The organism is Pseudomonadota bacterium (assembly GCA_040752895.1).
Classification (GTDB): Bacteria; Pseudomonadota; Alphaproteobacteria.
The window spans coordinates 135,420-147,076 of the sequence record JBFMHN010000004.1 but is presented as its reverse complement, the minus strand read 5'-3'; the positions used below and the strand labels follow the sequence as shown (position 1 = coordinate 147,076).

The window sequence follows — 11,657 nt, the reverse complement described above, 5'->3', positions numbered from 1 at the left end:
ATGGCGCACACTGCCAAAAGGGTGGAGCTATTTTTGGCCATGGAAAAAATTCCGATGACGGCGGGGGGGCTCCAGCACCTCCAAGAAGAACTAAGGCACCTGAAGACCGCCGAAAGACCCGCGGTGATTCAGCAGATTGCCGAAGCGCGCGCCCATGGCGATCTGTCCGAGAACGCCGAATACCACGCCGCGCGTGAACGGCAGTCCTTTATCGAAGGCCGCATCGCCGAAATCGAGGAAATCACCAGCCGCGCCGAAGTTATCGATGTCAGCAAGCTTTCCGGCAAATCCATCAAGTTCGGCGCCACCGTGAAACTGCTTGACGAGGACACCGACGAAAAGGCGACGTACCAGATCGTCGGCGCCGATGAATCGGACATCAAGCGGGGGCTGCTTTCCATCTCCTCTCCGCTGGCCCGCGCCCTGATCGGCAAGGAACAGGGCGATGCCATCGAAGTGATGACGCCGGCCGGCTCGAAGTCCTACGAAATTCTTTCCGTGAAATACCGCTAGAGGCCGGTCCGCCCCGCCTCACGCGCTGCGCTTCTTGGCGGGGGGCGCGGCGGGGGCTTGCTCTTCCTGGCCAACGACAATGATCGGAACACCCGGCGTACATTTCGAGCTGCGAATGGCCAGCGCCGATTTCACGTGACTCACGTTCGGCGCCGGGGTCAGTTGCGTCGTCAGGAAGCGCTGGTAGCCGTCCCAGCTTTCGGCGTAGATCTTCAGCAGAAAATCCGTCTCGCCGGCCAGCATGTGGCACTCGCTTACCTCCGGCCATTTCGCGGCACGCGCCTCGAACGCTTCAAGGTCCGTCTCCGCCTGGCTGTTAAGGCCGACCTGGGCGAAGACGGTGACACCGAAGCCGAGCGCCTCCGGATCAATGTCGGCGTGGTAGCCGCGGATGTACCCCGCCTTCTCCAGCGCCCGCACCCGGCGCAAGCAAGGCGGCGGCGAGATGCCGGCGCGGTGCGCCAGCTCCACGTTCGTCATACGGCCGTCGCGTTGCAGGTCGCTCAGTATCTGGCGGTCGATGCGGTCAAGCTTGACTCGCGCCACGGTTCGAAGACTCCCCATTTGCAGAAAAAATTGAAATTATATTACTCGATCTTACCCGATGACCGAGGGAAGGCAAACCGACAATTGACCCCGTTGATCCGCCTCTTCCCGCCGGGCTTTTGCGCCTCGGCCTATCTCCCGACGGCGATGCCGCTGTATGCTGCGAACGCAAAGCGATGACGAAACCAAGCTGTTGGATACTCACGGAAGGCATGGCGGGCACCGAGAACCAGTGCCTCGGCCTGGCCGAAGCCCTTGGGCTTGAACCGGAAGTGAAGCGGGTCCGCCCGCGGCGGCCGTGGCGCTGGTTGCCGGCGGGCCTTTGGCCCTTCACGCTGGCCGCCTCGGCCGAGGGCGGGGGTCGGCTCGAAGCGCCATGGCCGGACCTGCTCATCACCGGCGGGCGGAAAAGCGTTCCCTTCGCCCTTGCCATCCGGGCGCGAAGCAAGGGCCGGACCTTCACGGTCCACCTGCTCAACCCCTATGTGAGCCCCGAACGCTTCGATCTCGTCGCCGTGCCGCGCCACGACGGGCTTGCCGGCAACAACGTCGTCGTGACGGAAGGCGCGCCGAACCGCGTCACGCAGGCTCGGCTCGAACAAGCCCTGGAGGCCCATGGGGGCCGCCTTGCGGAATTGCCGCGGCCGCGCATCGCCGTCCTGCTTGGCGGCGCCAGCAAGCGTTTCGCCTTCACGGAAGGTGCCGCGACGGAACTGGCGACGCTGCTGCGCGCAGCCGCCCTCGAAACGGGCGGCAGCCTGCTGGTCACGCCCTCCCGGCGAACGGGGGCCGCCGCCCTCGAACGGTTGCGGGCGGGCCTCGGCGAAGTGCCCGGCGAGGTGTGGGGGGGGACGGGCGAAAATCCATACTTCGCTTACCTCGCGGCGGCGGACGCGATCGTGGTGACGAACGATTCCATCTCGATGGCTTCGGAAGCGGCGACGACGGGCAAGCCGGTTTACGTCTTCGCCCTGCCGGGCAGGTCGCGAAAGTTCGCCGCCTTCCATCAAAACCTCCGCCGGCTCGGCGTCACCCGGCCCTTCAACGGCACGGTCGAGCGCTGGACATACGCGCCGCTGCGGGACACCGCCCGGGTTGCCGAGGCGGTCCGCGCGCGCTGGAAATAATCGGCGCCGGCCGCCGCCTTCCTTGTCAGAGGGAGGCCAAAAATCTATGTTTAGGCCTTCCCGAAACGCACGGACCGATCATGCAAAGCTTCGCGACGAAAACCCTGATCATCGGTTCCGGCGCCGCCGGCTATACGGCGGCGATCTATGCCGCCCGGGCCAATTTGAAGCCGGTTCTCGTCGCCGGGTTACAGCCCGGCGGCCAGCTCACGATCACGACCGACGTCGAGAACTACCCGGGCTTCGCCGAGGTCATCCAGGGCCCATGGCTGATGGAACGGATGGCGGCGCAGGCCGCTCATGTCGGCACACGGATCCTTTCGGACACCATCGAAAGCGTCGATCTTTCGAAACGGCCCTTCGTCGGCATCGGCGATTCGGGTGACCGCTATACCGGCGAGACGCTGATCATCGCGACCGGCGCGCAGGCGCGCTGGCTCGGCCTGCCGAGCGAGCAGAAATTCCAGGGCTTCGGCGTGTCGGCCTGCGCCACCTGCGACGGATTCTTCTTCCGCGACAAGGTGGTCGCCGTCATCGGCGGCGGCAATACGGCGGTCGAGGAAGCGCTCTATCTCACGAACCACGCCCGCGAGGTGCACCTCGTGCACCGCCGCGACCGGCTGCGCGCCGAAAAGATTCTGCAGGACCGCCTGTTCCGGAACCCAAAGGTAAAAGTCATCTGGAATCACGTCGTGGACGAAGTCCTTGGAAAGGACGACCCGCTCGGCGTGACGGCGGTGCGTCTTCGGGACGTACACAGCGGCAAGACGCAGGCGCTGGCCGTGGACGGTGCTTTCATCGCCATCGGGCACACCCCGACGACGGCCCTTTTCAAGGGCCAGGTCGAAACCGACAAGGACGGTTATATCGTGACGGTGCCGGGCAGCACCCGGACGAGCGTGCCCGGCGTCTTCGCCGCCGGCGACGTGCAGGACAAGATCTTCCGCCAGGCCATCACCGCCGCCGGCACCGGCTGCATGGCGGCGCTGGAGGCGGAAAAATTCCTGGCCGAACGGGAAACGGAAAAAACCGGCGAAGACATCGTCGCCTGAGCGACGGTCTGAGCCGTCCCTACATGAAAAGCGGTTCTTTCTCGAAGCCCTTGTAAAGGCCGGCCACGTATTCCTCGTAGCCGTTGTAAAGCCGGGTGGCGACGACCTCGTCGGTGCCAAGCACGCGCTCCCTCGCCTGGCTCCACTGCGGGTGCGGAACGTCCGGGTTCACGTTCGCCCAGAAGCCATATGCCCGCGGCCAGACCGTTTCCCAGAAAGTCTCCGCGCGCTGGGCGGCGAAGGTGAAACGAACGATGGATTTGATCGACTTGAAGCCGTATTTCCACGGCACCGCCAAGCGAAGCGGCGCCCCGTTCTGGGGCAGGATCGGTTTGCCGTAGGCCCCGGTGACGAGAAAGGCGAGTTCGTGGCGCGCCTCTTCCATCGTAAGCGCTTCCGTATAAGGCCAGGGATACCAATGCTGTTTCTGGCCGGGGGCCACCTTCGGGTCGAAGAAGGTTTCCATCATCACGAACTTGGCGCCGGCCTTCGGCTTCGCGAAATCGACGAGCGCGCGCATCGCAAAACCGCTCCACGGCACGACCATCGACCACGCCTCGACGCAGCGGTGACGGTAGACGCGCTCCTCGAGCGGCATTTTCTTCAGGAGATCGTCGAAACCGATCGTTATCGGCTTCTCCACCTGGCCGTCGAGGACGACCGTCCACGGGCGAATGGGCAGCGCCTGGGCCGCCTCGTGGATTTCCTTGTGGGAGCCAAACTCATAGAAATTGTTGTACGTCGTAACGTAGGTCTCGCCGGTGACGGCGCGGGTCGCGGTGTAGCGCGGGTTGCGGGGAACGGGGTAAAGACCGGCGGCGGGGTCCGCCTCGGCCGCCCGGGTCTCCGCCAGAAACGAAGGGAAAAAGGGGGTGGCGGCAAGGATCGAGCCCGCCGCGATTCCCAGCATGAACTCACGCCGCTTTCGGAAGACTTCTTCCGACGTTGCGCGACTCTCCGGCAGCGCCCATTCGCGGCGGTGGGGTATCGGCATCTCGCTTGCCTCCCTTGCGAAAAACCTATCCACGCGGCGGGCGCGGTGCAACTCGATTCCCCGTGAGAGGCCTTGGTTCTACCGCAGGGCCGCGCAGGCCCGGCGAATCCGCGCGCACGCCTCTTCCAGAATTTTCGTCGCCGTGGCGTAAGAAATCCGGAAGAAAGGCGACAGACCGAACGCCTCGCCGTGAACGATGGCGACCCCTTCCTGCTCCAGCAGATAGGCCGCGAAGTCCCCGTCCGTGCGGACCGTCTCCCCCTTCGGGGTTTTCTTGCCGATGACGCCGGCGCAGCTTGGGTAGACGTAGAAAGCACCTTCCGGCTTCGCGCAAACCAGGCCGGGAATGTCGTTCAGCCGCGCCACGACGAGGTCGCGGCGGGTCTTGAAGACCCGCAGATTCTCGACGAGAAAATCTTCGGGCCCGGTGAGCGCTGCGACCGCCGCCGCCTGGGAGACGGAGCTCGCGTGCGTCGTGCTTTGGGACTGCACCGTGTTCATCGCCTGAATGAGTTTGACCGGCCCTGCCGCGTAACCAATCCGCCAGCCGGTCATGCAGTAGGCTTTCGAGACGCCGTTTAAGGTGAGCGTGCGTTCGTAAAGACGCGGTTCGATCTGGGCGGGGGTGACGAATTCAAAGCCGTCGTAGACCAGGCGCTCGTACATGTCGTCCGCCATCACCCAGACCTGCGGGTGCTTCACGAGAACGTCGGTGAGCGCTTGCATCTCCTTGGCGCTATAGGCCGCCCCCGTCGGATTCGAAGGCGAGTTCAAAATGACCCACTTCGTCCGCGGCGTGATCGCCCGGTCAAGATCCGCCGCCTGCATCTTGAAACCGCTCTCCGGCGAACACGGCACATAGACCGGCGTGCCATCCGCCAGCAGCGTGATGTCCGGGTAGGAGACCCAATAGGGTGCGGGAACGATCACCTCGTCGCCGGGGTCCACCGTCGCCAGGATGGCGTTGTAGATCGTCTGCTTGCCGCCGCAACCGACGGTGATCTGGTCGGGCGTGTAGCGCAGGCCGTTGTCGCGCTGAAACTTGGCACAGATTGCCTGGCGCAGTTGGGGCGTGCCGGCAACGGCCGTGTATTTCGTCTCGCCGCGGTCGATCGCCGCCTTCGCCGCCGCCTTGATATGGTCCGGCGTGTCGAAATCCGGCTCGCCGGCGCCCAACCCGATGACGTCGCGGCCCGCGGCGCGCAGTTCCGCCGCCCGCGTCATCACCGCGATCGTCGGCGAAGGTTTGATCCGGTTCAAGCGTTGCGCCAGTATGCTCATGCGTCGATTGTCTCCTTCGGTTTCTCGCCTTAATAGCCCTTGAAAGGTTGCGGGCGGCGCTTTTCGAGGAAGGCCGCGACCGCCTCGCGGTGGTCTTCCGTGTTGTGGCAAATGGCCTGAAGCGCGGCCGAGGTGTCGAGAAACTCCGGCAGGCTGGCGTCGTGGGTCTGCCGCAGAAGAATCTTCAGGAAGCGAACCGCGACCGTCGGCCGCGAAGCGATGTGGCGGGCAAGCTCGAAGGCGCGGGGAAGAAGTTTCTCGGGCGCGACGCATTCGAGCGCCAGCCCGATCTCGGCCGCCTCCCGGCCGCCGACCGCGCGGCCGGTGAGCAGAAGTTCGGTTGCCCGCCTATAGCCCACGATGCGCGGCAGAATCCACGCCCCGCCATCCCCCGGAATGAGGCCCAGATTGACGAAGGCTTCCGTGAACTCGGCCTCGGTCGAGGCGATGGCGATGTCGCAGAACAAGGCAAAATCACAGCCCGCCCCCACCGCCGGGCCCTGCACGGCGGCGACCGTCGGCACGTTTAGGTAATAGAGCGCCTTCGGCAGGCGCTGGATGCCGAGCGTGTATTTCCGCTGCACCTCGGCCGGCAGGCCGCCGTAAGGCCCATCCGGGTCGGCAATCTCGCGCAAATTGCCGCCGGCGGAGAACGCCTTGCCCTCGGCGGAAATCACCAGGACGCGGGCGTCCTTTCCCGTTTCGACCTGGTCGAGGACGTCGAGGACCTCCTCGACCAGTCCACCGACGGCGAGTGCGTTTCGGGTGCCGTCGCTGGCCAGGATCAGGTGGCCGATCCCCTCTTCGATCGAAAACTTCACGTATTTATAGGTCATGCCGATCCCCGTTTCGGAAGCTGGCTATTGATTGGCGGCGCCAGTTTAGCGAGCCTCTCCGACCGGCGCCACTTCCGCTCTGAAGGCGGCCCCCCTGATCGGAACCGGGACGGAGACTGGCAAAGCCTGCGCCAACGCGCCTAAAATAACGCATGCCAGACGACGCCCCCGCCCTTTCTCCCGATGGCCGGCCGCGGGAGGCCTTAAACCCCTTGCGAGTCGTCTCCGAGTTCCGGCCCGGCGGCGATCAGCCGGAAGCCATCGCCGCCCTTACCGAAGGCGTTCGTCAGGGCGAGCGGGACCAGGTGCTGCTCGGCGTGACCGGCTCCGGCAAGACCTTCACGATGGCCCACGTCATCGAGCGCGTGCAGAAATCGGCCCTGATCATCGCTCCGAACAAGACGCTCGCCGCTCAGCTCTATAGCGAGATGAAATCCTTCTTTCCAGACAACGCGGTCGAATATTTCGTCTCCTACTACGACTACTACCAGCCCGAGGCCTACGTGCCGCGCACGGACACCTATATCGAGAAGGACGCCTCCATCAATGAAGAGATCGACCGCATGCGCCATGCGGCGACGCGCTCCTTCCTGGAGCGCAAGGACGTCATCGTCGTTGCCAGCGTCTCCTGCATCTATGGCATCGGGACGGTCGAATTCTATTCCCGCATGGTGATCAATCTGGGCGAAGGCGATCGCATCGAGCGGGACGCGCTTCTCCGCCGTCTCGTCGAGCTTCAGTACCGGCGGAACGACACGGACTTCCACCGCGGCACCTTCCGGGTGCGGGGCGATTCCATCGAGGTCTTTCCCGCCCATCTCCAGGACCGAGCATGGCGCATCTCGCTGTTCGGGGACGCGATCGAGGGGTTTACGGAATTCGATCCCTTGACCGGCGAAAAGACCGGCCGGCTCGCCTCCCTTCGCATCTACCCGAACAGTCACCACGTAACGCCCCGCCCCACCCTGCAGCAGGCGATCAAGGAGATCCGGAAGGACCTTAAGCTCCGCCTCGATGCGTTCGTGGCCGCCGGCAGGCTGCTCGAAGCCCAGCGGCTCGGGGAGCGGACGACGTTCGACCTCGAGATGATGGAAACGACCGGGGCCTGCGCCGGGATCGAGAACTATTCCCGCTACTTGACCGGCCGCCAGCCCGGCGAGCCGCCGCCGACGCTGTTCGAATACCTGCCCAAGGACGCGCTTCTCATCGTGGACGAAAGCCACGTGACCGTGCCGCAACTGGGCGGCATGTTCCGCGGCGATTTCCAGCGCAAATCCACGCTCGCCGAGCACGGCTTCCGTCTGCCTTCCTGCGTCGACAACCGGCCCTTGAAATTCGAAGAATGGGACCGCATGCGCCCCCTCACCCTTTTCGTCTCCGCCACGCCGGGCCCGTGGGAGCTTGAGCAAACCGGCGGCACCTTCGTCGAGCAGGTCATCCGGCCGACCGGCCTCATGGACCCGGAAATCTTCGTCCGGCCGGTCGAGACGCAAGTGGATGACCTCATCGCTGAATGCAAAGCGTGCGCGCAAAAAAGCCAGCGCGTCCTGGTGACGACGCTGACGAAACGGATGGCGGAGGATCTGACGGAGTACTTGCACGAGGCGGGCATTCGCGTGCGCTACCTGCATTCCGACATCGAGACGCTGGAGCGGATCGCGATCATCCGCGATCTGCGTCTCGGTGCCTTCGACGTGCTGGTCGGCATCAACCTGCTGCGCGAGGGGCTCGACATCCCGGAATGCGCGCTGGTTGCGATCCTCGACGCCGACAAGGAAGGATTCCTGCGCTCGAAAACCTCGCTCATCCAAACGATCGGCCGGGCCGCCCGCAACGTCGAGGGGCGGGTCATCCTCTATGCCGCCACTCTGACGGATTCGATGAAGGCGGCCATCGACGAAACGGATCGGCGGCGGGCCAGACAGAACGCTTACAACGCGGCCAACGGAATCACGCCGGAAAGCGTGCGCAAATCCATCGGTAATATCCTGCAAAGCGTCTATGAGCGAGACCACATGACCGTGGAACTGGAAGCGGCCGATCGCCTGGTGGGCGGCAACCTAAAGACCCACCTCGCCCATCTTGAAAAGCGGATGCACGCCGCGGCCGCCGACCTCGAATTCGAGGAGGCGGCACGCCTTCGCGACGAGATCCGTCGCCTCGAAGGTTCCGACCTCGAAATCCCGGCCCGCGCGCTGGCCACCCGAGCAGGCCAAGGCGGGCAAAACGGCCAAGGCGCGAAGGCGAAATCCCCCGCCCGCAAGGGCCCGGCAAGGGGGCGGCCAAAGCGCGGCGGCCAACCCTAGCCCTAGGCCGGGCTTTCCGTGCCTTCCTTTTTTTTCTCTTTTTCTTCCTTCCGCTGCGGGTGACCGGGCGGACGGATTTCACGTTCGAAGGAGGCGTAGTTGTTGCGCCTGGCCTCCTCCATCGCGTCGTGGATGTCCTCTTCCGAGGCGCCAACCACACGCAGGACCGTACCGGCCAGTTGAAGGCTGGTTTCGAGCGCCTCCGAAACGGCGGCCGCAGCGCCGGCCGACTCGAGCGCCCGGCCATGGTGGTGGTCGCGGGCGCGGACGACGATGCGAAGGTCTGGAAAATCGCGCCGCAGCACCTCGAAGGTGCGCTCCGTCGCCGCCATGTCGTCTATCGCGATCACCGCCGCCAGCGCCCGAGTCGCACCGGCCGCCTGCAGGATATCCGGGCGGCTGGCATCCCCGAAATAGACCGGAAGCTTGCGGGCCCGCCAAAGCGTTACGTTGTTGGCGTCGCGATCGATCGCGACGTAGGGCACACCGCGTTCCGTCAGGATGCGCGCAACGGTCTGTCCCTGCCGGCCGAAGCCCGCGACGATGACGTGGCCGATCAGGCGCTCCGTTTCTTCCGCGATTTCCTCGACCTCCGGTTCCCGCGCCTGCATCATCGCCCTGGAAAGGGTGGTGCCAAGCATGGCTAGAAACGGCGTCAACGCCATCGTCAGCGCGACCGCCGCCAACAAAAGCTGGCCGGTCGCCGGCGGCAGGACGCCGAACTGCATGCCCGCACCGAACAGGATAAAGGCAAATTCACCGCCTTGGGCAAGCAGGAGGCCGATATGCAGCCCGCGGTGCCATGGGTAGCCGAAGACCCGACACATACCGACGATCAGGACCGTTTTCACGGCAAGGATGCCGAGGACGATCAGGCCAACGGTAACGGCATGCGTGAGGATGAGCGGCAGGTCGATCAGCATGCCGACGGTCATGAAGAAGAGGCCGAGAAAGATACCCCGCAGGGGCTGGATATCGGCCGCCACCTGGTGGCGGTATTCCGTTTCGGCCAACATCATGCCGGCGAGGAAAGCGCCAAGCCCCATGGAGATGCCAATCCGCTCCGTCGCCCAGCCGATGCCGAGCACGATAAGCAGGGTCATCGCCGAAAGGATTTCGGGATTCCCGGCCAAGGCGATCGCCCGGTAGATCGGGCGCAGCAAGAAACGGCCGAAGACATAGATCGCGGCCAGGGCAGTCACCGCGCGTACCGCGGTGAGCCCAAGGGCTTCCGGAATCGAAGCCGCGTCCTGGCCAAGCATGCCGGCCAGCAGCAGAAGCGGCCCGACGGCGAGGTCCTGGAAAAGCAGGATGCCGAGCGAGGTGCGCCCTACCCGACTGGCAAGTTCGCCCCGTTCGACCAGGGTTTGCAGGACGAGCGCCGTCGAGGAAAGGGCAAGCCCGGCCCCGATAAGGATCGCCGCCCCTCCCGTCTGGCCGAACCAGATGGCAAGCCCGCCCAGGGCGACCCCGCAGAGGAGAACCTGGGCGGCACCGAACCCGAAGACAAGCCGGCTCATCACCCGCAGCCGTTCGACGGAAAGCTCGAGCCCGATCATGAACAAAAGGAAGACGACGCCGAAGATGGCAAGGGTCTTGGTCCCTTCCACGTTGGCGAGGATGGCAAAACCGTAAGGCCCGATGACGGCCCCGGCAATCAGATAGCCGAGAATGGGACTCAGACGGAGACGCTGGGCGATCGGAACAACGATAACGGCGGCGATCAGCAGGAAAAGGACGTCTAGCAAATGGTTCGCTTCGGGCACCCGGCGACCCTCCTTTTTCCGGCTTCTTTTCCAACCGTGCCACCTGGATGATCCGAAGGTGACTATCCGAATGTAAAGACCGCCAAGGCGAAGTCCAAGCGATCCTTCCCGCATACCGACACCATCGCGCGAACGCGGGGCACCTTTTGCTTCGCACGCCACTCGTGCCAGGGCCGGAGGGTGTGCTAAAAAAGAGCGCTCCATCCATCGCCCACATGGCCAGCCTGAATGATAACGGTCTTGTTCGAAACGGTAATCGGCTTGCTTTTCCTCTTCGCGGGGGGCGAGCTTCTGGTGCGGGGTGCCGTGGCGCTTGCCCATCGCTTGCGGATCCAGCCGGCCTTGATCGGCTTGACGGTCGTCGCCTGGGGTACGTCGCTGCCGGAAATGTTTGCAAGCCTCGAAGCGGCGTTGACCGGGTCGCCCGGAATCGCCATCGGCAACGTGATCGGAAGCAACATCGCGAATATCCTTTTGGTGGGAGGCCTGGCCGCCGTCGTGGCCACCGTCACCTTCGAACGCGGCCTTTTGAAATGGGACGGCCTCGCCGTCGCCGCCGCCTCGCTTCTTTACGTCGTCTTCGCTATGACCACCGGCCGAATCGCGCCGTGGATGGCCGGTCCCTTCCTGGCCGGCCTCATCGGCTATACGGTGTTCGGCTACTGGCGCGAACGGCAAGACAGGAAGACGGCCGAACTGCATGCCCGCGAAGCGGAGGAGTTCGACACCCACTGGCCACTCTGGGCAAACCTCTTGGCGGTCGCCGGCGGCTTGCTCGGCGTGATCTTCGGCGCTCAGTTTCTAGTCACCGGCGCCGTCGGCATCGCCCAAAGCCTCGGCATCCCGGAAACCGTGATCGGCTTGACGCTGGTCGCGGTCGGCACGTCGTTGCCGGAGCTTGCCACCTCCCTCGTCGCGGCGCGGCGCGGCCATGGCGACGTCGCCATAGCCAACATTCTGGGCAGCAATTTCTTTAATCTTCTTGGCATCCTGGGCATCGTGGGCCTTGTCGCACCGATTCCCATCGGGCCGGAGATTGTCCGCTTCGACAACTGGGTCCTGTTGGCCGCCACCCTTCTCTTCGTCCTGCTCATGTTCCGGGGCAGGCGACTTTCGCGCAGTCTCGGCGGCCTTTTCCTGATTGCCTACGCGCTTTATATCGGCAGCCTTGCCGCCGGGCTTTAAGGCGCCGACATGGGCGGCTAGCCTTGGCCGGCCTTGCTTCTCCCCTTTTCC

General features: G+C 64.6%; 10 protein-coding genes. 5 read left to right on the top strand and 5 right to left on the bottom strand.

Annotated features, from left to right (window positions below; translation table 11 throughout):
- The first annotated feature begins 39 nt into the window (after positions 1 to 39).
- Positions 40 to 513: a transcription elongation factor GreA gene (gene greA / locus AB1781_08685; protein ID MEW5704643.1), complete on the top strand. Its 474-nt coding sequence runs from the start codon at positions 40 to 42 to the stop codon at positions 511 to 513.
- Positions 514 to 531: 18 nt separating this feature from the next.
- Here the strand turns inward: greA and AB1781_08680 are convergent, their stop codons facing one another.
- Complete coding sequence (locus AB1781_08680; protein ID MEW5704642.1) at positions 532 to 1,059, bottom strand: Lrp/AsnC family transcriptional regulator; 528 nt, start codon at positions 1,057 to 1,059, stop codon at positions 532 to 534.
- 176 nt (positions 1,060 to 1,235) lie between these two features.
- Between AB1781_08680 and AB1781_08675 the strand changes: the two genes are divergently transcribed.
- On the top strand, positions 1,236 to 2,186 hold the full coding sequence (locus AB1781_08675) for a mitochondrial fission ELM1 family protein (GenBank protein MEW5704641.1): 951 nt from the start codon (positions 1,236 to 1,238) through the stop codon (positions 2,184 to 2,186).
- Positions 2,187 to 2,266: 80 nt separating this feature from the next.
- Complete coding sequence (gene trxB / locus AB1781_08670) at positions 2,267 to 3,238, top strand: thioredoxin-disulfide reductase (protein MEW5704640.1); 972 nt, start codon at positions 2,267 to 2,269, stop codon at positions 3,236 to 3,238.
- A 19-nt stretch (positions 3,239 to 3,257) separates the two neighbouring features.
- On the opposite strand, the gene msrP is transcribed toward trxB, so the two are convergent.
- The 3 genes from msrP to AB1781_08655 all read right to left on the bottom strand — a co-directional run bounded on the left by msrP (position 3,258) and on the right by AB1781_08655 (position 6,349).
- Positions 3,258 to 4,232 carry a protein-methionine-sulfoxide reductase catalytic subunit MsrP gene (gene msrP / locus AB1781_08665; protein MEW5704639.1) on the bottom strand — a complete coding sequence of 325 codons (975 nt, stop codon included), beginning with the start codon at positions 4,230 to 4,232 and terminating at the stop codon, positions 3,258 to 3,260.
- A gap of 78 nt (positions 4,233 to 4,310) precedes the next feature.
- Positions 4,311 to 5,513, bottom strand: a complete 1,203-nt coding sequence (locus AB1781_08660) for a pyridoxal phosphate-dependent aminotransferase (protein ID MEW5704638.1) — start codon at positions 5,511 to 5,513, stop codon at positions 4,311 to 4,313.
- 29 nt (positions 5,514 to 5,542) lie between these two features.
- On the bottom strand, positions 5,543 to 6,349 hold the full coding sequence (locus tag AB1781_08655; GenBank protein ID MEW5704637.1) for an enoyl-CoA hydratase-related protein: 807 nt from the start codon (positions 6,347 to 6,349) through the stop codon (positions 5,543 to 5,545).
- Between the two features lie 152 nt (positions 6,350 to 6,501).
- On the opposite strand from AB1781_08655, the gene uvrB reads away from it, so the two are divergent.
- A complete protein-coding gene (uvrB, locus tag AB1781_08650; GenBank protein ID MEW5704636.1) occupies positions 6,502 to 8,655 on the top strand; it encodes an excinuclease ABC subunit UvrB in 2,154 nt (717 codons plus the stop codon).
- A gap of 2 nt (positions 8,656 to 8,657) precedes the next feature.
- Here the strand turns inward: uvrB and AB1781_08645 are convergent, their stop codons facing one another.
- The gene (locus AB1781_08645; protein MEW5704635.1) at positions 8,658 to 10,421 is read right to left on the bottom strand and encodes a monovalent cation:proton antiporter-2 (CPA2) family protein; all 1,764 of its coding nucleotides are present in this window, start codon (positions 10,419 to 10,421) and stop codon (positions 8,658 to 8,660) included.
- 240 nt (positions 10,422 to 10,661) lie between these two features.
- On the opposite strand from AB1781_08645, the gene AB1781_08640 reads away from it, so the two are divergent.
- A complete protein-coding gene (locus AB1781_08640; GenBank protein ID MEW5704634.1) occupies positions 10,662 to 11,606 on the top strand; it encodes a calcium/sodium antiporter in 945 nt (314 codons plus the stop codon).
- Positions 11,607 to 11,657: the final 51 nt, after the last annotated feature.